Here is a 20,097-nt window from a genome sequence, read left to right as displayed (position 1 = left end):
AACGATTTGCCGTCACGGTTGCAAGTCCTCCTCCCGACCAGAGACAAAAACTTAAAAGAATCCCGCCCTTTTCGCCGATCGATCCGATGCCAGTGTTAGAGAGTTAAGTAATCTGGCATCCCTTCGGCCTAATAATTTTCTAGTTATCCGTCTCCACCACCCCTATTATCCCCCCGATCCAACCATGAACGCCATCACTGCCACCCAACCAGAAACCCTCAGCGCCCTTCCCCGAGCCACGGAACCGAAAAAAGCGTTAGTTTTACCCGATTGGCTGCAAGAATGCCTAATTACCTACGAAAACGACCCCCAGAATCCCGATAGCGATTTAATCTGTCGGGCCTTTAATTTCGCCTACAAACTCCACGAGGGCCAGTATCGCAAATCCGGGGAACCCTATATCGCCCATCCCATAGCTGTAGCGGGATTACTGCGGGATCTGGGGGGTGATGGGGCAATGATCGCGGCGGGATTCCTTCACGATGTGGTGGAAGATACGGAAGTCACCCCCGAAGAAATCGAGGCTAGATTCGGTGTTGAGGTGCGTAATTTGGTGGAAGCGGTGACAAAACTCTCCAAATTCAACTTTTCTAGCAAAACTGAACGGCAAGCGGAGAATTTTCGCCGAATGTTCCTGGCGATGGCTCAAGATATCCGCGTCATCGTGGTCAAATTAGCCGATCGCCTGCACAATATGCAAACCCTCGAACACCTCAACCCGCAACAGCAGCAACGCATCGCCCTCGAAACTAGAGAAATCTTTGCTCCTCTGGCTAACCGTTTAGGGATTGGGCGATTTAAATGGGAATTAGAGGATTTATGCTTTAAATACCTCGAACCCGATGCTTATCGCACCGTGCAGTTATTGGTATCGGAAAAGCGTATCGATCGAGAGTCCCGCATCGAAACAGTTGTTAACACATTGCGGGAAAAATTGCAAGAAATTGGCATAAAAGTTCTTGATTTACAGGGTCGCCCCAAACATCTCTACGGCATCTATCATAAAATGCACAATCAGGGTAAAGAATTCGAGCAGATTTATGATATCGCCGCCGTCCGCATTATCGTCGAAACTAAAGAGGAATGTTATCGTTGTTTAGCCGTAGTTCACGACCAATTTACTCCGATTCCCAACCGTTTTAAAGACTATATCGGTTTACCAAAAGCTAACCGTTATCAATCCCTCCATACCACCGTTGTTGGTTTAAATGCCCGTCCCCTAGAAGTGCAGATTCGCACCCTAGAAATGCACCATGTTGCTGAATACGGGATTGCAGCCCATTGGAAGTATAAAGAAACTGGTTCTAGTCAAACAACTTTAACCGCCGCGGATGAAAAATTCGCTTGGCTGCGTAATCTGCTCGACTGGCAAAAAGACCTTAAAGATGGCCAAGAATACATGGATGGCCTCAAAAATAATTTCTTTGAAGAAGATATCTATGTTTTTACCCCCAAAGGTGATGTGGTGGCTCTGGCCCAAGGTGCGACACCGGTAGATTTTGCCTATCATATTCATAGCGAAGTAGGTAATCAGATGAAAGGGGCAAGAATTAATGGTAAATGGTCAGTTCTTGATGCTCCCTTGCAAAATGGTGATCTGGTGGAAATTCTCACCAGCAAAAATAGTCACCCTAGTTTAGATTGGTTAAATTTTGTCGTTACTCCTAGCGCCAGAAATCGCATCCGGCAATGGTACAAAAAATCACGACGAGAAGAAAATATTAGCCGAGGTCGTGATTTATTAGAGAAAGAATTGGGGAAAACTGGCTTCGATGCCCTGCTGAAATCAGAACGAATGCAATCGGTGGCTAAACAGTGCAATTATGTGGCAGTAGATGATTTATTGGCGGCTTTGGGTTACGGCGAAGTTACCCTAAAAAATGTGGTTAATCGTCTGCAAGAAACAGTTAAAAATCAACAGGAAATTTTAACGGTCAAAAATCCGCCCGATGTCCTAACTGATTCCCAATTGATTCTACCACCTTCTCCCGTTCAAAGGGCTTTACCCGTCAGTAAATCACCGATCGCCGGTGTGGAGGGATTAGTCTATCGTTTGGCTGGTTGTTGTTGTCCTTTACCCGGAGAAAATATTACTGGTATAGTTGCCCATGCGGGGGAAGGTATTGTTATTCACCGTCAGGGCTGCTCGAATGTGGAAAAAGCCGAAGCTGAACGCTTAATTCCTGTTAGTTGGAACCCCATAGATGACCAGGGACGTTATCAAACTTATCCGGTAAATATTCAGATTGAAGTGATTGATCGCGTCGGGGTTTTAAAAGATATTCTCTCTCGTTTAAGTGACCAAAATATTAACGTTCGCAATGCCGGAGTTAAGACTAATTTCGGTAAACCCGCTTTAATTTCCCTGAAAATTGAAGTAAAAGACCTGCAACAATTTGAACGCTGTGTTACTCAAATTAAGCTGATGAGCGATGTTTTAAACGTTCGTCGCATCAGTCAGGTAAAAAGCGATCGAGAGTAAGTTAAACCTAAAATTTCTGCTAATATCCCCCAAACTTCAGAGCGCCTTAGCTGTTGAAGTGCGATGCTGACACTGACTAAAACCACGAGGGCAATATCTGCACTTTTTGTCACCGAACAGCGTAGGATCGATAATGAATCTGAGCGCAAAAATCCCTATGTTATTATCCCCACTCTCAGTCATCAGTTTTCTGATTAGTTTTCTGGTGGTTGCCCTGATTAAACAACGTTTTAGCCCAGGGCAGAATTAGGGGTGTTATTTATGTCGAACTCAGGCTCTCATAGTCTATAGCATCAAAAACACCATCGCTTAGATACAAGCGCCGGCTGTTAGGGGGTTGCGGTTGTGCGGATTTCCCGATCGCACCACGCCAGATTCTGATCATTTGGTCTTGTTCTTTCCAGAATGCCCCCGGATAGGGATGGGTGGTGGCACGCACCAGACGGTCCACCTCGGTGACGGTCATCGTCGGGTAAATTTGCCCATCTTCGGGAGTCCTTCCAGGCCATTCAGTCGCTTGAGAGTCATCTTGTGGTCTTGGTTGTAAGCGATCGCTAATTAGTTCTGGCCAGATGCGACCGATCAACTGCTGGTGAGCGATCGCCACCCGTTGATAAAGAGTCGTTGCTGTTTCATCAGCAGCGATCGCTAATTTTTCCTGGGCTAAAATCGGGCCTGTATCCACCCCTTCATCTAATTGAAATAAACTCACTCCTGTTTCAGGTAATCCTTTGATAATCGCCCAAGGAATAGAAGCGCGACCGCGGCCTACGGGCAGCAGTGTCGGGTGCATTCCTAGTACACCCCTTTTTACTGCCTGAAGAACTGGTGGTTTAGCGATTTGAGACCAACCAATGATGAACAGCCAATCGATTTCTCTCTCTTGCAGGGATTGAATAACTTCTGGAGCGTTGACACTACGAATTTTTACAACTTCTATACCTCGCTGCTGACAGAAAGAATCCACATAAATCCGCCCTGATTTATCTTGAGCGAGGTTATCTTTGAGAGTAATCACTAAGTCTAGTTTGCCACCTTGTTCGTAGATGGTTTCCATACAAGCAAGACCCAATTGTACACAGGTAACAAAAGCAAATTTCATAAAAACTGACCTTAATAAACTGGAGGTTTTTTAGTTAGATAACCAAAGGTTCTAAAAATGATAGTTACATCTCCCCAAAAGGATATCTTACTGGCATACTTACCATCCCATTCTCCCTTTTCTAAATCAGGCATATTATCGTAGGAATTGACTTGTGCTAATCCCGTTAACCCCGGTTTACAACCAGTGGAGCCGTTTCGCTCTCGTAAGCTGCACAGGTCTGTTTGAGAAGGTAGGGCAGGGCGGGGGCCAACTATACTCATATCCCCTCGTAAAATATTAATTAACTGGGGCAGTTCATCTATATTAGTCCGACGAATAAATTGGCCAATACGAGTAATCGTTAAAGAATTAGCCTGCGCCGAAGGAACTTGGGCTGCATTAACCCCCATACTCCGAAACTTCAGCAGTTCAAACAATTTTCCCTCTTGGCCGACGCGCTGTTGTCGAAACAGCGGCGAAGCACCATCCTCTAGATAAATGGCTAGGGCGGTTAATAACATGAGCGGAGATAGAATTAATAATGCGATCGCCGCTAAGACAATATCTAAAAGACGTTTTCCGTAAGAACTATACATAGATCAACACCAACTTTCACAATTTAAGCTAGAGAAAGAACAGCGAAAACCCAGACACGATCAAGTTTTCCCTTTGTTACTTTTAACTTTTTACTTGGTATAACCTCTAATCCCCCCAATTGTCAAAGCCTGAAAAGCAGTTTGAAAGGCTTCGGCATACTTCATTCCCGCTTGTCCACCTCGGTAGGCAGCTAAACCCGTCAGGATTTCAGGGCTACGAGGGTGAGGAAAATCTCTCATCACTCCTCGATAAGAACGCAGGGCTTCGATTTTTTGTTCCAAGCAAGTTTCGCCGATTTCAAAGAAAGTATCGGGAGAAAAGCTATTGCCTTGCACGGGAAAAGACCAATCCGTCGCCGATAAAATCTCCATAAAGTATAGTCCCCGTAAGGGGGGTAAGTCCGAGCGACGCTGAAATAATCTGGCAGCTGCCTGACAAGCGATCGAGGTATGATGGTGGTCATTGTTCAGATCGTGAGGATGATGAGTAAAGATAATATTTGCCTGAGTTTGCTGGATGGCCTGCTCGATAAACTGCACTAGCTCTAGATGGGGAATCGTATTAAATTGTATATTCGGAAAATTACCTAAAATTGCGCTTTTAAAACCAATTATAGTTTTAGATGCCTTAATATCTTCCAATAAATCCGGCAAATCGGGACGCTGACGGCGGGCATCCACCTGACCAGATAAGATACAAGGGTACACGGCAACGCCTTGAGCGGCAAGAGCGGCGGCAGTGCCACCACAGCCCAAGACTTCATCGTCGGGATGAGCTACAATAATTAAAACTGTCATGCTTCTCTGGGGAAACTTATAGGTCAAGACAAGAAACTCCCTCTTATCTTACTATTGATGGTAAAATTTGCGGGAAATCTAAATGACAAGAAAGCCGACTAAGTATTTTATTGCTCCATTGTTAGGGCTAATCGCTCCTATAAAGTAAAGGGCGCTTGCCAATCAAGGTTTTTTTGAATTTGCCTAGTATTAAGACGGAAATTGATGAAACCCGCTTTTGAACTCCACGATTTCTTGCTGTTGCCTAAAAAAGAGTATGATTAATCATCATGGCTAGTTGTATTAGTTGTCTGATAGCAAAAGGCAATGAGGAATATCGGTAAGACTTCCATGACCTCTCTTGTTAGTTAATTTGGTAGAATCTTTGAGTATTACTATATTAGTATTAACTATTTAGGAAACCTAGGAGCATGGCTGAGTTTACCTCTGATTCTAGGATTAATTGTTCTCGGAGAAATTTATCTGAACAGGAGAGTTAGCGAGCAGAATTTAGCGGTGACAAGAAAAGAATAAATTTTTTATTGCTATGGCTTCTGGAGCGAAATCAAGAGAATGTTAGACTAAATCCTCTTGAAAGATTATAGGAAACGGGGGGTAAGGAGCAGAAGTAATCACTCAAATAGTTATTAGCGAAAGTCTTTTATTTCACTCAAACACTGATGGTTTTAATCTGGCAAAAACAAAGCTATTTATCTCTTATCCCTCCTAACCAAGAGAAAAGAAAAAATTAATATTTATCGGCCAGGGTTAGCTGATATGATTAGGGAGATGACTATCATTCCCAAGTCAATGAGCGCAAGAACATTATTCGATAAAGTCTGGGACGCACACACGGTTAAGATTCTTCCCAGTGGACAGACACAATTATTTATCGGACTGCATCTAGTGCATGAAGTCACCAGTCCGCAAGCTTTTTCGATGCTAAGAGAAAGAGGTTTAAAAGTATTATTTCCCAGACGGACTATTGCTACCGTCGATCACATCGTCCCCACCGAAAATCAAGCACGTCCTTTCCTTGACGATTTGGCCGAGGAAATGATCCGAGCGATCGAAACTAATGTTCAAACCAATCATATTCCTTTCTACGGCATCGGTTCCGGCAATCAGGGCATAGTTCATGTGATCGCTCCCGAACAGGGACTAACCCAACCTGGGATGACGATCGCCTGTGGTGATTCCCACACCTCCACCCACGGCGCTTTTGGTGCGATCGCTTTTGGCATCGGCACTTCCCAAGTACGCGATGTTCTTGCTACCCAAACCCTATCCCTATCGAAATTAAAAGTGCGTCGAGTGGAGGTAAACGGCGATTTAAATCCCGGGGTCTATGCTAAAGATGTAATTCTTCATATTATCCGTCAATTAGGCGTTAAAGGCGGTGTTGGTTACGCCTACGAGTACGCTGGTAGTACAATCGAACGGATGTCCATGGAAGAAAGGATGACGATTTGTAACATGGCGATCGAAGGTGGGGCCCGATGTGGTTATATCAACCCCGATCAAATCACCTACGATTACCTCAAAGGTCGTGATTTTGCGCCTAAAGACTGGGAAAGTGCGGTTAATTGGTGGGAAAGCATTAAAAGCGATGCCGATGCGGTTTATGACGATGTGGTGGTCTTCGATGCCGGTGAAATCGAACCCACCGTTACTTGGGGGATTACTCCGGGCCAAGGAATCGGGGTTAACGAAGTCATTCCCACTCCCGAAAGTTTACCGGCAAGTGAAAGAGCGATCGCAGAGGAAGCCTATCAATACATGAAACTCACCCCCGGCACCCCGATTAAAGGCACAAAAATCGATGTCTGCTTCGTCGGTAGCTGTACTAACGGCCGGATCAGTGATCTGCGCGAAGCGGCCAAATTTGCCCAAGGTCATCGTGTGGCCCCCCATGTGAAAGCTTTTATCGTCCCCGGTTCCGAAAGAGTCAAAAAACAGGCGGAAGCGGAAGGATTAGACCAAATTTTCCTAGCATCAGGCTTTGAATGGCGCGAGGCTGGCTGTTCCATGTGTTTAGCCATGAATCCCGATAAATTGCAGGGAGATCAGATCAGCGCTTCCTCCTCCAATCGTAATTTTAAAGGTCGTCAAGGTTCCGCTTCCGGGCGTACTTTGTTGATGAGTCCGGCGATGGTGGTAGCGGCAGCGATTAAAGGGGAAGTCACCGATCCCAGGGAGTTGTTAAATTAAGTAGGGTTTGCTGAAAAAGTTTGTTAGTGGGGTCAGGAGTCAGGAGTCAGGAGTCAGGAGGCAGGAGATAGGGTGATGAGACAGCTTCCCCACTTCTCACTCCCTTCTCCCCTTCTCCCTTCTCTACAATAATTACTCGCAACCAGAAATACCTTGGGTTCGTATCATACTTTGTGCTTTTTGTCAAAAAAACTTTTTTTTTGCAATAAAACTACATAAAAAAAAGATCATCGTTGTGGGTGAAATTGACTGATTTACCCGTCTTAATTAGGATCACCTTCTAGGTGTGGCAAGGGTTTCAACCATTGCTGCCCAAAAAAGCACAGAATAGCCCATTATGAAATTCTATCAAATCGCTGTTACCATCATAACGTCGTTGTTAAATAAAAATCTTTCTCAATTAATTCTTAAGAATTTATAAATATTGCGGAATGTTAATTTAAATATTCTTAAGTTTTTGCAATAAACCAATAATTTTTACTTATTTTTGTCCAACATTGGGTTAGAAGTCAGGAGTCAGTTATCAGTTATCAGTTATCAGTTAAGTAGTCGTGCAAAATAAATTTCCTAGTGAAGAAAGGCACTTATGCAAGAGGCAAGAGGCAAGGGGGGGGTTAGATTTGTGTAATTAATTTTGCTTAGGTACTTATCAGTTCACTGAGAAAACTCCCCACACCCCACACCCCACTTCCCACTCTATTTTAATTTGACTGCCATAATTGCCAAGCTTTAACGAGATTTCCCCCCATCAAGGCAGCCACTGCATTTAAAGTCTTAATTTCCTCACTATCGGGATTTAATTGTCTAGCTTTATCTAAGACTTTTTGGGCTGCTTGCGGTTGCCAATCGTAGAGATAAATAAAACCTTGATAAGCATAATGATAGGGATTATGGGGGTCAATTTTAATCATTTCCTCCGTGGCTTTTATTGCCCCTGCCACATCCTGTTGTAGTACCTTAGAAATTGCTAATCCGTAGGCTAAAGATAATTTATCGGGGGGGTTTTGTTGCTGTAAACGATAGGAAAAAGCCTTGTCTGCTTGCAGCACATAATCCTGAATCGAATCGTATTGATTGATACGATTAGTTAACTCAAAAATTGGTTCAATACCCGTTAATCCTTGGCCAATATTAGCAGACTTTAAGCGCAATTGGGTCACTAAATCTAATTGGGGCGTTGCTAACTTGGCAACTTGAGGATCGATAGTAATTTGAGCATTAGTTTTAATCGGATAGGTTTCGCCAGTTTCCCGATTGAGATAGACAGCAGATAAGCGATAAACTCCGGGGGTTGCTGCCGACTGCATGGCAGTTTTTTCAGTGACTTCAAAACCCTTTGGTTGCTCTTCTGGAGTTAATTTTTTTGCCATTAATCCCCCCATAGCAATACCATGATCGTGCATCCAATAATCCTTACCGTCCACTTCTTGCCAAGTTAAAATTACTATTCCTGACTTTAATTGTTGCCAGTCTCCGGCCCATTTGTAAACCACGGGAATGGGTTGATTAGGAGAGGCTTTTTTGGCAATGGCAATCTCTCTTAATTCCACCTGTTTTGGCGCATTTTCAAGGGGTTTAACCGTGACGGAGGGGTCTATTTTACGGTGTAGGTAAAGGGTACTATCATCCGGTAGCTGCCAAGTTTTTTCCACTTGGAAATCTGGTCCGGTGGCGACTCGATTAACAATTTTTTTCTGGACATCGGGGACGGAACCCTGTTCACCAGTTTTAGTTAAAAACCAATCTAAAGAATTGACATCCTTTTCTATATCTTCTTCCCGAACTCCCACCTGTCTGCCGGCAACCTGGGAATTATGTTTACCACCGTAGAAAGAGAAGGTATGTTGATTTAATTCGGGGGTGGAAGGTAAAACCCCTAGGGTGCTGCGAAGATAGGGAGAATCGGCTAGAATCTCTTTAACTACTTCTTCGTGCTGCCAACCAGTTTTTAAATAGGGATGGTGTTGTAATTTGGGACTGAAAACGTTAGTAATTATATCTCCCCCCAAGGGAAATAAATTTAAGCTGGTGAGGATAGCGGCAATAGTTATCGTTCCCCAACGGATACCAGGGGCAAAACGACCACGCCAAGATAATAAACCAACGGATAAAATTAAGGATAAAGTCGGTAAAAGCGGCAAAATATAACGAGCATCTTTATTGATATTTAGGGATGATAATAGGTATCCCCCCAGCAGAAAAAATCCTAACCAAATCCACACAGGACGATTAACCTTATCTTCGGTTTTTCTATGACGTAATGAGATTAATAATCCCACCAGGGGAACTAATAACAATACCCAAGAAAGAAAATAGGGTAAAACTTGGGCGTAAAATGTCCAGGCATCAGGACTGGTAAGAGGCGGATCTCCCTCCAAAATCGCCGAATCTACCGTGGCACGTTTGCTCGCAGTTAACATTAATAACCAATTCGTCCGATACCAGGGAAACATTAGCAATGCTGCCGTCAAAAAACTCAGCATTAATTGCGCTAGATTACCCCAACGTTTTCGCCAAAGATTTTCGCCCAATACCCACAAAATCGGCAAAAAGAGGAAAAATAGGGCGGTTTGTTTGACTAACATCCCTAAACCGAAAGAAATCCCGAAAGCGATCGCTTTTAGCCAGCCTTGACCACTAAATCGCCACCGTGTCAAGCAGAAGTAAGAAAACGTTACAATTGCCGCTAAGGGAAAATCTAAGAGATATTCGAGGCGATAATAGTATAAACCGGGTAGAAATTGACAGATTAAGACCGCCCATAAAGCCACAGTCCCATTAAAGAGGATAATTCCCAATCCATACACAGAAAAGAGCAGTAGGGCGCTATAGATGGCCATTACCCACATACCCGCGTCAAGACTAATACCAAAGAGATTAAAGAAGGGAATCGTTAAAAGATAGGTTAAAGGGGGAATTTTCGGCGACATTAGCCATAAATCGCGCCACCAATCCCCATCAAACCAGCGCGAATTTTGGAAAGCTTGGGTATAGATAATCCCACCGTTGAGATAATCGGCCTGATCCCAAGCAGGAATAGTATGATCGAGACTAAACCAGAATCTATCGACTAATATCCCCAATATCCAAATAATACTGACAATAATTAATCCCTGTTTCCCCTCTAGCGATCGCTTCAAAATGACTTCTCCCTAGTGCAACTCTCAATTATTCTGCCACGCTCTCAAGCGCCCCTGAAAAAATCGCCAGCAAGAAACACCAGACCGATCGGGGTAAAATAAAGATTTAGTGAAAAATTGTAACAGGAACTTGACAAATGCGAGTGGTGATCGTTGGTGCAGGGTTAGCGGGAATGGCAACAGCTATCGATCTGGTCGATGCGGGCTGTACAGTAGAAATCTTAGAATCTCGTCCCTTTGTCGGTGGAAAAGTCGGTAGTTGGGTAGATGCGGACGGTAATCACATCGAGATGGGCTTGCACGTCTTTTTTGGCTGTTACTATAATCTTTTTGAGTTAATGAAAAAAGTGGGCGCTTTTCAATCCCTACTGCTCAAAGAACACACCCACACTTTTATCAACGAAGGGGGAAAAATCGGCGAATTAGACTTCCGTTTCGCTGCAGGTGCGCCTTTTAACGGTTTAAAAGCCTTTTTTACCTCCTCCCAACTCTCGGCAGCCGATAAAATCTTTAATTCTCTGGCCTTAGGTACCAGTCCCATTGTCCGCGGTCTGATAGACTTTCAAGGAGCGATGAAAACGATTCGGGATCTGGACTCGATTAGTTTTGCCGATTGGTTTCGTAGCCATGGCGGTAATGAAGGCAGTTTAAAAAAAATGTGGAATCCGATCGCCTATGCCTTAGGATTTATCGATACGGAAAATATCTCGGCCCGTTGTATGCTGACGATTTTCCAATTTTTTGCCGCTAAAACCGAAGCTTCCGTCCTGCGGATGTTAGAAGGTTCCCCCCACGAATACCTGCATAAACCGATTATTAACTATCTGGAGGCCCGGGGTGCCAAAATCTCTACTCGTCGTCAGGTGCGGGAAATTCTCTATTCTGGAGAGGGCGAAAATCTGCAAGTTAATGGCATGATCGTCGCTAACGGAGAAACCACAGAAACTATCACCGCAGATGCCTACGTTTGCGCTGGTGATGTCCCCGGTATTCAGCGTCTCATTCCCCAAGATTGGCGAAAAATGCCGATTTTTGACAATATTTTCCGACTAGAAGCCGTCCCCGTCGCTACGGTACAATTGCGTTTTGACGGTTGGGTGACGGAGTTAAATGATGCCGAAAAACGCCGACAACTGCAAAAAGCGGTGGGAATTGACAATCTTTTGTACACCCACCAAGCGGATTTTTCCTGTTTTGCAGATCTTGCTCTCACCAGTCCTAGGGATTATTATCGCCCCGGAGAAGGTTCTTTATTACAGTTAGTTTTAACCCCTGGGGACCCTTTTATTAAAGCTAAAAATGAAGATATTGCCCAGCACGTTTTAGCGCAGGTCCATCAGTTATTTCCCTCCTCGCGGGAGTTAAAGATGACTTGGTTTAGTGTGGTGAAATTGGCCCAGAGTCTCTATCGGGAAGCACCGGGGATGGATGTCTATCGTCCCTCGCAAGCGACTCCTATCCCTAACTTTTTCCTTGCTGGTAGTTATACTCAACAGGATTACATTGATAGCATGGAAGGAGCCACTTTATCGGGTAAACAGGCAGCCAAAGCGATCCTACAACAGGCCGAGCGCCGGAAATCTTTAGCCACGGTTTGAGCAAACAGCCGGCAATCTCCTCCCTTGAGAAGGGATTGCCTCTAGATTTGTTTTCAGTGGCAAAAGATAACCCCTATAGTTAACTTGGCAAGTCAGCCCCTCAGGCCAAGCTATACAAAAAAGACCGATCGAGCTAGACTCGTAAAAAGATCACTCCATCTAGAAGGCTTACCCTAGACTGGAAAGAACATCGGAAAAATCTCGTCAGAAATAGGAGTCAATCGAGTTTATGCCAGAGCTTGCTGTACCATTAGAGCTTGATTTCACCAGCGAAACCTATAAATCAGCCTACAGTCGCATTAATGCCATCGTTATTGAAGGCGAATACGAGGCCAATAGCAATTATATTCAATTAGCAGACATCCTCACCGATAACAAAGAAGAGTTACACCGTCTGGCAAAAATGGAAAACCGTCACATGAAAGGTTTTCAAGCTTGCGGCCAAAATTTGAAAATCACTCCTGATATGGAGTATGCCAAAGAATTCTTTTCCTCTCTGCACAATAACTTCCAAATTGCCTACGCAGAAGGTAAAATTGTTACCTGTTTATTGATCCAATCTTTGATTATCGAAGCTTTTGCGATCGCTGCCTATAATATTTATATTCCTGTTGCTGATCCTTTTGCCCGTAAAATTACTGAAAGCGTAGTTAAAGACGAATATTTACACCTCAATTTTGGCGAAGAATGGCTAAAAGCGAACTTTGAAACCGCTAAAGAGGAATTAGAAGCTGCAAATCGCGCTAATCTTCCCATTGTCTGGAGAATGCTCAATCAAGTCGAGAATGATGCTCGCGTCCTCGCTATGGAAAAAGAGGCCCTCGTGGAAGACTTTATGATTAGCTACGGGGAAGCGTTAAGCAATATTGGTTTCAGCACCCGTGATATCATGCGGATGTCTGCCTACGGATTAACTGCCGTCTAAAGCTTGAGCATCGAGATTTCTTTTTTTCCCCTGCTGCCGCTCAACACAGAGCGGCTCTTTTGTGTATTATATTTAAGAGTCTTAACGATTTCTTAGCAATATCCTAATTTTTATCTAGTGCCATCTAGTCTAACGAAAGAACAATCAATGTTTGGTCTTATAGGTCATCTTACCAGTTTAGAACACGCCCAATCGGTCGCCGACGATCTAGGTTATCCTGAATATGCTAACCAGGGATTAGATTTTTGGTGCGCTGCCCCCCCGCAAATTGTCGATGATTTTCATGTCACCAGCATCACGGGGCAAACCATCAGAGGAAAATACATCGAATCCTGTTTTTTACCGGAGATGTTGTCGAATCGTTGGGTAAAGTCTGCTATTCGTAAGGTGCTAAATGCCATGGCACTCGCTCAAAAAAGTGATATCAATATCACCGCACTCGGCGGTTTTTCTTCAATTATTTTCGAGGAGTTTAATCTCAAAGATAATCGACAGGTGCGCAATATCGAGCTAGATTTTGGCCGTTTTACCACCGGTAACACCCACACCGCTTACGTCATCTGCACTCAGGTGCAAACCCTCGCTGACAAAATGGGCATCGATTTAGCTCAATCTACCGTCGTGGTTTGTGGGGCCACCGGAGATATCGGCAGCGCCGTTTGTCGTTGGTTAAATGAAAAAACCGATACAAAAGAACTAATATGTGTGGCACGCAATCAAGAGCGTTTACAATCTCTGCAAGAGGAGTTAGGACGCGGTAAAATTCTTCCCCTAGAGGAGGCTTTACCCCTGGCTGATATCATTGTTTGGGTGGCTAGTATGCCTAAAGGGGTGGAAATTGATCCAGATAAACTCAAGCGCCCCTGCATTATTATTGATGGTGGTTATCCGAAAAATTTAGGCACGGTGTTAAATGCCCCCGATGTTTCTGTGATTAAGGGCGGCATTGTCGAGCATTCCCTCGATATTGACTGGAAAATTATGAAAATCGTTAATATGGATATTCCCTCTCGTCAAATGTTTGCCTGTTTTGCTGAGGCGATTTTATTGGAGTTGGAGGGTTGGCAAACTAATTTTTCCTGGGGACGCAATCAAATTACCGTCCCTAAAATGGAACAAATCGGTGCAGCTTCCCGCAAACACGGGTTTCAACCTTTGTTATTTTAACTAATATCTCCAACCCCCCACCGACCACGGAATTAGAAGTTTCAGGCGAAAAATAATTAGAGTAAGTGCTTGACTTTAGCGGCGGCTTGGGTTATGCTTGTTTCATAATGGTATGTTTGTGTTTACTCTTGAGTGCTTAGATTCCAATTATGAATAAACTCTTTTAAAAATATTATCCCAAAATCTGCCGACAAAAGCAAGCAAAATTTTGCCATCAATTGTTAAGTTTTGTTAAGAAAAATAACAATAGTGGCAAGGGATAGGACTCCCTTCGCTGATCAGAGGGCTTTTGGGGTAATTCTAGAAGTGTGGGTCTGATTTTTAGCCTTCCAGCAAAGACGACAAAACCACTAAACCCTATGAAAACTTGGTTAGAAGATCGCGGTATTTTACCCGCTTACGGTGGTGGGGTAATCATTGGCATTACCCTCTGTTTTTTCGGAGCGGCGACTAATACCATGGCGGGATGGTTGTATGCTATCTGTGGCACGACAATCGCCATTTTAATTTTATCGATAATTTTACCCCGTCGTTCCCTTCTTCCCCTGAAAGTGCGTCGTCTTGCCATTGTACCCGTAAGTGCGGGAGACGATCTTAGTATTAGCCTAGAGATAGAAAATACTAGCAATCAGCCGATAAATCTGTTAGAAGTGACAGATATCCTGCCTATAGTTCTCGATCAGCCAAAAATAACCCCAATAGAAACGATTGCCCCCAAAAGTTGCCATCGTTGGACCTATTATTTACCCACCAGTAAACGGGGTATTTATCACTGGCAAGAAGTACAATTAAGAACAGCAGCCCCTCTCGGTTTATTTTGGTGTCGTCGTTGTCATCAAGCAGCGGCTAAAGCTTTAGTTTATCCCCAAATTTTACCCTTACAACAATGTCCCCTAATCGATTCCCTCGGTCAAGAGATGGCACAAAAATTAGAAAATAATCGCTATTATCAAAGGGCTAGTCAAGGACTTACGCGTAACCTGAGACAATATCGCCAGGGTGATTCTACCCGTTTAATTCACTGGAAAACTAGCGCCCGTTTGGGAGAATTTCAAATTCGGGAATTAGAAGTGTTAACGGGAGGACAGGAAGTGATTATCTGTCTCGATACCCTCTGTGATTGGCAAGAAGACAGTTTTGAACGGGCGATTATTGCCGCTGCTTCCCTCTATTTTTATGCCCATCGTCGGCAATTAAATGTGAAACTCTGGACCGGTGAAACGGGTTTAATTCAGGGGGAGAGGATCATTTTAGAAACTTTAGCCAGTATAGAGGCAAAAGCTAGTCAAAAAAACGCTAATCTGCCTAATTTACCGCTAATTTGGTTGACAAGTAACTTCAATTCCATTGAACAACTCACCCCCGGCAGCCGTTGGTTATTTTTCCTCGCTGCCGATTCTAGGGAGAGTCCTTCACCCTTGATCCGACAGTTTAGCGGATTGGCGATCGAACCAGAAATTTCTCTACAACAACAATTGCAAAAACCCCCTCGTTGAGAAAATTTCTGTTCCCAGTCTAGATTGAGAGGAAATTCTCTGGAAAAAAATGCCAGTATCCCGGAAAAAGATGTTATGATAGAAAAGACTCGGACTCATGCGATCGCAACGCCTTAACCTTGTCAGGACCGGAAGGTAGCAGCAATACGGGATGCTTGTGACTGGCGTGATCTCCGGGTCTTTTTGTTGCCCGTGACGGTCGCTGTTGTGAACGCTTTCAAAACTTTTCGATCGCTTACTGGCGAAACTCGTCGTCAACTACTGATTCTCTTCGTCACGGCGCTGTTTTTCTGGATAAGTATCACCACTCTTGTCCCCACTCTCCCCATCTATATTGATTCCCTAGGCGGTAGCAAACAAGATATCGGTTTTGTCATGGGGGCCTTTGCCATCGGTTTAATTTTATCGCGCAGTTGGTTAGGCAATCTAGTCGATCGCCGCAGTCGCAAATTAGTGGTTTTATTTGGAACTATTGTCGCCGCTACCGCACCCCTCGGTTATCTATTTTTTCGCGATCTTTCCTCTTTATTCGCCGTCCGCGCCTACCATGGCCTCAGTATTGCCGCTTTTACCACTGGTTACAGCACCCTAGTGGTGGATTTTTCCCCCGTTCGTCAACGGGGGGAGATAATTGGTTATATGAGCCTAACTGCACTCCTAGGCATGGGAATAGGTCCGGCTTTAGGCAGTTATCTCTACGAATCGATCGGTTATGACGGTTTATTTCTAGTTTCTGCCACTTCAGGAGCGATCGCATTTCTCTTGGGTTTCTCCATTCAAGAACCGGACTTCAAGAAAAAATTAGCGGAAATGAAGGCAGAAAATCGGACAATTGAGCGCAGTTTTTGGGCATTATGTCAAGAGCGGGCTTTTTTAGTCCCTACCTTAGTTTTTCTACTGGTTGGTACTTTATTCGGTGGTTTAGTCGCTTTTTTACCCCTGTTTCTCCTCGAAAATCAGATACCTTTTAGTCCTGGTCTATTCTACAGTTGTGCGGCAGTATCGGGCGTAATCGGGCGGATTTTGTCGGGAGGAGCCAGCGATCGCTATGGACGGGGTTTATTCATCACTATTAGCGTTTTTTGCTATGGTTTATCCATGTTGGTTCTATCTTCTGCTCGATCTCCTTCCGCTTTAATTTTAGCCGCTATTCTCGAAGGTACGGGAGGGGGGATTTTATTCCCTATGTTACTGGCTTTAATCTCCGATCGCTCTAGGCCCCAAGAACGCGGCCGGGCCTATTCTATCTGTATCGGCGGTTTTGATGTGGGAACGGCCTTAGCAGGTCCAATTCTGGGGGTTTTAGCAATTTCCTACGAAACTATGTTTAGTTTATCGTCAGGATTGGCTGTTATCGCTCTCTTTCTCTTTTTTACTCTTTCTAACCCCACTATAAGCCATTCTTTTCTCTTCGCTTTCGGTTTAGAAAAAGATCGTTATGCTCTGCGCGGACAATTACAATAAAGCTTACTGAAAAAGTTTTTCCTAGAGCAGGGTTATTTAATAGGTTTGAGGTGAAAAATTATCGGGAATATCTAATTCAAATACTTGGTCATGAATCCGAGCCACATAAAGCCCTTCTTGCAAAATTTTTTCGCGTAATTCCGGGGATAAATCAACCGCTGCTAATATGCCATAGAGTTTTTTATCCTTGTGTTCAGGAAAAAAGCTGCGAAACCGTTGCAAAATACTTTTTAATTGAGTAATATCTTCCTGTCTAACATGACTTTTAACCTCAACGATATAGGCAATATTTAGCTCACCATTGCTATAGGCAAGAACATCAATTTCTAGGTGTTGTCCTTCTTTACTGACTCGGACACTGGGACTGATAACCTCCATACCAAATTGTTGTCCGAGAATCGTTTCCATTGAAGGAAGGGCAAGTCCTTCGGTAAAGCTGCCGAATTTTGCACCGAGTCCCCCAATTTGTTTGCCCAGTTCTTTGAGTTGTTTGTCAGTTTCTTTCTGTTGTTGGGCGTTTTCCTTCTGTTGTTGACTAACTTCCTTAAGTTGTCGGTCAGTTTCCTTGAGTTGTCGGTCAGTTTCTTTTTGAGCGGCAGTTAATTCGGCTAAGAGTCGCCATACGTCTTCGGATGTAGTTGCCATGATGATTTTTTCTCTCTGATTTGGTCTATTACTATTTTACTAAATTTTGCCGATTCATGAAGAAGAGAGTGTTTCTGCCTTTGGGGAAGATATAGCGATCACATCGAAATTTTTAATAGGTTTGAGGCTGAAAATTATCGGGAATATCTAATTCAAATACTTGGTCATGAATCCGAGCCACATAAAGCCCTTCTTGCAGAATTTTTTCGCGTAATTCTGGGGATAAATCAACCGCCGCTAATATGCCATAGAGTTTTTTATCCTTGTGTTCAGGAAAAAAGCGGCGAAACCGTTGCAAAATACTTTTTAATTGAGTAATATCTTCCTGTCTAACATGACTTTTAACCTCAACGATATAGGCAGTATTTAGCTCACCATTGGTATAGGCAAGAACATCAATTTCTAGGTGTTGTCCTTCTTTACTGACTCGCACACTGGGACTGATAACCTCCATACCAAATTGTTGTCCGAGAATCGTTTCCATTGAAGGAAGGGCAAGTCCTTCGGTAAAGCTGCCGAATTTTGCACCGAGTCCCCCAATTTGTTTGCCCAGTTCTTTGAGTTGTTTGTCAGTTTCTTTCTGTTGTTGGGCGTTTTCCTTCTGTTGTTGGGCGTTTTCCTTCAATAGTAGTTCAGTCTCCTTCTGTTGTTGACTGACTTCCTTGAGTTGTTTATCAGTTTCTTTTTGAGCGGCAGTTAATTCGGCTAAGAGTCGCCATACGTCTTCGGATGTGGTTGCCATAAATAATTGTTTCCTTCCGATCTAGTCTATTGTTATTTTAGTCAATCGCGCCGATACTTCCTAATTTTTAACCTTCCATGCTCTCTTTTTTGTCAAGTACATCTTATACCATTTTAGATGAGCTTACCCTAGCAACCTTAAGCGAATACTACCGTGCGATTAGCGTAAACTAAAACGCGATTTTGCAAGTGTAAACGTACCGCTCGCGCTAACACCACCCTTTCTAAATCCTTACCTTGACGAATGAAATCTCCTACGGTATCGCGATGACTAACTCTGACCACATCCTGCTCGATAATTGGCCCCTGATCGAGATCGGCAGTGATATAATGGGCCGTGGCTCCAATAATTTTTACCCCTCGAGCGTAGGCCCGTTGATAGGGATTAGCTCCCGCAAAAGCCGGTAAAAAAGAATGATGAATGTTGATAATATTGGGAAAAAAGTTAATAAAATCTGGGGTGAGAACCTGCATATATTTAGCTAAAATCCCTAAATTTATCCGGTATTCCCGCAGTAACTCTAATTGTCTGGCTTCCTGTTCAATCTTGGTTTCGGCGGTAATAGGAAGATGATAAAAATCAATACCAAATTGATTGGCAACTGAGTGTAATTCTCGATGATTGCTAATAATTAAAGGAATTTCTGCCCTAATTTCTCCCGCCTGTTGTCGCCATAATAAATCGAGGAGACAATGATCCTGTTTTGTCACCCAAATAGCTAGACGCGGGACAGTATCGGAAAAATGTAGAGACCAACTAGCCTGCAAAGGTTTGGCAATAGCGGCGAAAGCTGGTTCGATCATCCCACGGGGTAAATTAAACCCCTCTAATTGCCATTCTATCCGCATCAGGAACAATCCTGCCGAAAAATCCGTGTGTTGGTCGGCGTGGATAATATTGCCGCCATTAGCGTAGATAAAATTAGCGATTTTCGCCACCAGACCAATCTGGTCGGGACAAGAAATTAACAAGGTTGCAGTGGTACCAGTCATAAATTATCGGCGGCAAGAATTGACTTTTTCTACCCCTAATTTATTACAATTTTAGGCACTTCGTCCCTTTGATACACAAAAAAGATCGTTTGTCAACAGCGATCTCCGATTAAATTTCTAGTTAAACTGATACAGTATTCTCTTGCTCAGAAGTGGCAAAATGCCGCTCGATTAGGGAGGGGACATCTTGGGGAGCTACCTGATTATAATGCTTTTTATCGGGCATAACCACCAGATTCGGGCCTTTTTTGCACTGTTTTAAACAGCCGGTTAATTTAATATTCACCGCTTCTCCCAGTCCTTTTTCCTCTAAACTACTCTCTAACCTTTGGCAGACTCTCGCACCGCCATTTTTCCAACAATCGGACTTCTGACAGATTAAAACGGTGGCTTTTTTCGCTTTTGCCGGGGTGACTTCTGGGGTTTTTTCGCCGGATAAATGCTCAATCCCTAGTACCCTCAGTTTTAATTTTCCCTTTTTTGAACAAAGACTACTTTCTCCCGTCACTTTTAGCCATGAGTGGAGAGCAATATTGAGAGGTATGTGGTCTCGCAGTGTTTTTTCGGGCTTAAACCAATATTCCCGTTTATCAACACTGATTCTCAGGTATTTTACCTTATATCCGTCCTTGAGGACAAAACCGAGGAATTGACCGACCACTTGAAAGGGAATCATGGTAGTTGCAGATTTTGACATACTTTCTCACTTTTTACTCTTAGATTGCTAATTTTTCTCAAGGATTATGCTTGCCAACAGGTTTCCAGCCAAGGGATTAAA

At 43.6% G+C, this 20,097-nt stretch carries 15 protein-coding genes, 1 other RNA gene and 1 pseudogene; 9 read left to right on the top strand and 8 right to left on the bottom strand.

Going from position 1 to position 20,097, the window contains the following annotated elements:
• The first annotated feature begins 184 nt into the window (after nucleotides 1–184).
• Nucleotides 185–2,482 (top strand): RelA/SpoT family protein, encoded by a 2,298-nt coding sequence (locus tag ACQY1Y_RS23640; protein ID WP_430013681.1) that lies wholly within the window; start codon nucleotides 185–187, stop codon nucleotides 2,480–2,482.
• A 259-nt stretch (nucleotides 2,483–2,741) separates the two neighbouring features.
• Here ACQY1Y_RS23640 and ACQY1Y_RS23635 read toward each other — a convergent pair whose 3' ends face one another.
• The 3 genes from ACQY1Y_RS23635 to ACQY1Y_RS23625 form a co-directional block, all read right to left on the bottom strand.
• Nucleotides 2,742–3,584 carry a formyltransferase family protein gene (locus tag ACQY1Y_RS23635; protein WP_272015397.1) on the bottom strand — a complete coding sequence of 281 codons (843 nt, stop codon included), beginning with the start codon at nucleotides 3,582–3,584 and terminating at the stop codon, nucleotides 2,742–2,744.
• A gap of 11 nt (nucleotides 3,585–3,595) precedes the next feature.
• Entirely contained in the window at nucleotides 3,596–4,162 is a 567-nt protein-coding gene (locus ACQY1Y_RS23630; RefSeq protein WP_002738376.1) for a sugar transferase, read from the bottom strand.
• A gap of 90 nt (nucleotides 4,163–4,252) precedes the next feature.
• Entirely contained in the window at nucleotides 4,253–4,960 is a 708-nt protein-coding gene (locus ACQY1Y_RS23625; RefSeq protein ID WP_002744943.1) for a PIG-L deacetylase family protein, read from the bottom strand.
• Between the two features lie 378 nt (nucleotides 4,961–5,338).
• On the opposite strand from ACQY1Y_RS23625, the pseudogene ACQY1Y_RS23620 reads away from it, so the two are divergent.
• Nucleotides 5,339–5,473: pseudogene (locus ACQY1Y_RS23620) on the top strand (MraY family glycosyltransferase); the annotation flags it as partial.
• 276 nt (nucleotides 5,474–5,749) lie between these two features.
• Entirely contained in the window at nucleotides 5,750–7,150 is a 1,401-nt protein-coding gene (gene leuC, locus ACQY1Y_RS23615) for a 3-isopropylmalate dehydratase large subunit (RefSeq protein WP_052275952.1), read from the top strand.
• Between the two features lie 701 nt (nucleotides 7,151–7,851).
• Here leuC and ACQY1Y_RS23610 read toward each other — a convergent pair.
• Nucleotides 7,852–10,290, bottom strand: coding sequence for a glycosyltransferase family 39 protein (locus ACQY1Y_RS23610; protein WP_430013680.1), 2,439 nt, complete (start codon nucleotides 10,288–10,290; stop codon nucleotides 7,852–7,854).
• 137 nt (nucleotides 10,291–10,427) lie between these two features.
• Between ACQY1Y_RS23610 and zds the strand changes: the two genes are divergently transcribed.
• The 6 genes from zds to ACQY1Y_RS23580 all read left to right on the top strand — a co-directional run bounded on the left by zds (nucleotide 10,428) and on the right by ACQY1Y_RS23580 (nucleotide 16,940).
• The gene (zds, locus tag ACQY1Y_RS23605) at nucleotides 10,428–11,888 is read left to right on the top strand and encodes a 9,9'-di-cis-zeta-carotene desaturase (protein WP_002755392.1); all 1,461 of its coding nucleotides are present in this window, start codon (nucleotides 10,428–10,430) and stop codon (nucleotides 11,886–11,888) included.
• A gap of 229 nt (nucleotides 11,889–12,117) precedes the next feature.
• A complete protein-coding gene (locus ACQY1Y_RS23600) occupies nucleotides 12,118–12,813 on the top strand; it encodes an aldehyde oxygenase (deformylating) (RefSeq protein ID WP_430013679.1) in 696 nt (231 codons plus the stop codon).
• 147 nt (nucleotides 12,814–12,960) lie between these two features.
• Nucleotides 12,961–13,980 (top strand): long-chain acyl-[acyl-carrier-protein] reductase, encoded by a 1,020-nt coding sequence (locus ACQY1Y_RS23595; protein ID WP_002739243.1) that lies wholly within the window; start codon nucleotides 12,961–12,963, stop codon nucleotides 13,978–13,980.
• A 359-nt stretch (nucleotides 13,981–14,339) separates the two neighbouring features.
• Nucleotides 14,340–15,476 carry a DUF58 domain-containing protein gene (locus tag ACQY1Y_RS23590; RefSeq protein WP_430013678.1) on the top strand — a complete coding sequence of 379 codons (1,137 nt, stop codon included), beginning with the start codon at nucleotides 14,340–14,342 and terminating at the stop codon, nucleotides 15,474–15,476.
• Between the two features lie 86 nt (nucleotides 15,477–15,562).
• Nucleotides 15,563–15,659, top strand: an RNA gene (gene ffs / locus ACQY1Y_RS23585) — signal recognition particle sRNA small type.
• Nucleotides 15,660–15,668: 9 nt separating this feature from the next.
• Entirely contained in the window at nucleotides 15,669–16,940 is a 1,272-nt protein-coding gene (locus ACQY1Y_RS23580; RefSeq protein ID WP_430013677.1) for an MFS transporter, read from the top strand.
• A gap of 36 nt (nucleotides 16,941–16,976) precedes the next feature.
• Here the strand turns inward: ACQY1Y_RS23580 and ACQY1Y_RS23575 are convergent, their stop codons facing one another.
• The 4 genes from ACQY1Y_RS23575 to ACQY1Y_RS23560 all read right to left on the bottom strand — a co-directional run bounded on the left by ACQY1Y_RS23575 (nucleotide 16,977) and on the right by ACQY1Y_RS23560 (nucleotide 20,016).
• Nucleotides 16,977–17,585 carry a DUF3782 domain-containing protein gene (locus tag ACQY1Y_RS23575; protein WP_002738637.1) on the bottom strand — a complete coding sequence of 203 codons (609 nt, stop codon included), beginning with the start codon at nucleotides 17,583–17,585 and terminating at the stop codon, nucleotides 16,977–16,979.
• Nucleotides 17,586–17,697: 112 nt separating this feature from the next.
• Complete coding sequence (locus tag ACQY1Y_RS23570) at nucleotides 17,698–18,327, bottom strand: DUF3782 domain-containing protein (protein WP_002739097.1); 630 nt, start codon at nucleotides 18,325–18,327, stop codon at nucleotides 17,698–17,700.
• Nucleotides 18,328–18,464: 137 nt separating this feature from the next.
• Nucleotides 18,465–19,319: a formyltetrahydrofolate deformylase gene (purU, locus tag ACQY1Y_RS23565; protein ID WP_002739233.1), complete on the bottom strand. Its 855-nt coding sequence runs from the start codon at nucleotides 19,317–19,319 to the stop codon at nucleotides 18,465–18,467.
• 121 nt (nucleotides 19,320–19,440) lie between these two features.
• Nucleotides 19,441–20,016, bottom strand: coding sequence for a (2Fe-2S) ferredoxin domain-containing protein (locus tag ACQY1Y_RS23560; protein ID WP_002738718.1), 576 nt, complete (start codon nucleotides 20,014–20,016; stop codon nucleotides 19,441–19,443).
• Nucleotides 20,017–20,097 lie beyond the last annotated feature (81 nt).

Source organism: Microcystis ichthyoblabe FBCC-A1114, assembly GCF_050500245.1.
GTDB classification, from domain to species: domain Bacteria; phylum Cyanobacteriota; class Cyanobacteriia; order Cyanobacteriales; family Microcystaceae; genus Microcystis; species Microcystis ichthyoblabe_A.
The sequence above is the reverse complement of the archived record's forward strand: the minus strand, read 5'-3'. Positions and strand labels throughout refer to the sequence as shown.

Bases quoted from the DNA above. Each gene is read 5' to 3' on its own strand.
- ACQY1Y_RS23640 (WP_430013681.1), top strand. From the start codon at position 185: ATGAACGCCATCACTGCCACCCAACCAGAAACCCTCAGCGCCCTTCCC.
- ACQY1Y_RS23635 (WP_272015397.1), bottom strand. From the start codon at position 3,584: ATGAAATTTGCTTTTGTTACCTGTGTACAATTGGGTCTTGCTTGTATG.
- ACQY1Y_RS23630 (WP_002738376.1), bottom strand. From the start codon at position 4,162: ATGTATAGTTCTTACGGAAAACGTCTTTTAGATATTGTCTTAGCGGCG.
- ACQY1Y_RS23625 (WP_002744943.1), bottom strand. From the start codon at position 4,960: ATGACAGTTTTAATTATTGTAGCTCATCCCGACGATGAAGTCTTGGGC.
- leuC (WP_052275952.1), top strand. From the start codon at position 5,750: ATGAGCGCAAGAACATTATTCGATAAAGTCTGGGACGCACACACGGTT.
- zds (WP_002755392.1), top strand. From the start codon at position 10,428: ATGCGAGTGGTGATCGTTGGTGCAGGGTTAGCGGGAATGGCAACAGCT.
- ACQY1Y_RS23600 (WP_430013679.1), top strand. From the start codon at position 12,118: ATGCCAGAGCTTGCTGTACCATTAGAGCTTGATTTCACCAGCGAAACC.
- ACQY1Y_RS23595 (WP_002739243.1), top strand. From the start codon at position 12,961: ATGTTTGGTCTTATAGGTCATCTTACCAGTTTAGAACACGCCCAATCG.
- ACQY1Y_RS23590 (WP_430013678.1), top strand. From the start codon at position 14,340: ATGAAAACTTGGTTAGAAGATCGCGGTATTTTACCCGCTTACGGTGGT.
- ACQY1Y_RS23575 (WP_002738637.1), bottom strand. From the start codon at position 17,585: ATGGCAACTACATCCGAAGACGTATGGCGACTCTTAGCCGAATTAACT.
- ACQY1Y_RS23570 (WP_002739097.1), bottom strand. From the start codon at position 18,327: ATGGCAACCACATCCGAAGACGTATGGCGACTCTTAGCCGAATTAACT.
- purU (WP_002739233.1), bottom strand. From the start codon at position 19,319: ATGACTGGTACCACTGCAACCTTGTTAATTTCTTGTCCCGACCAGATT.
- ACQY1Y_RS23560 (WP_002738718.1), bottom strand. From the start codon at position 20,016: ATGTCAAAATCTGCAACTACCATGATTCCCTTTCAAGTGGTCGGTCAA.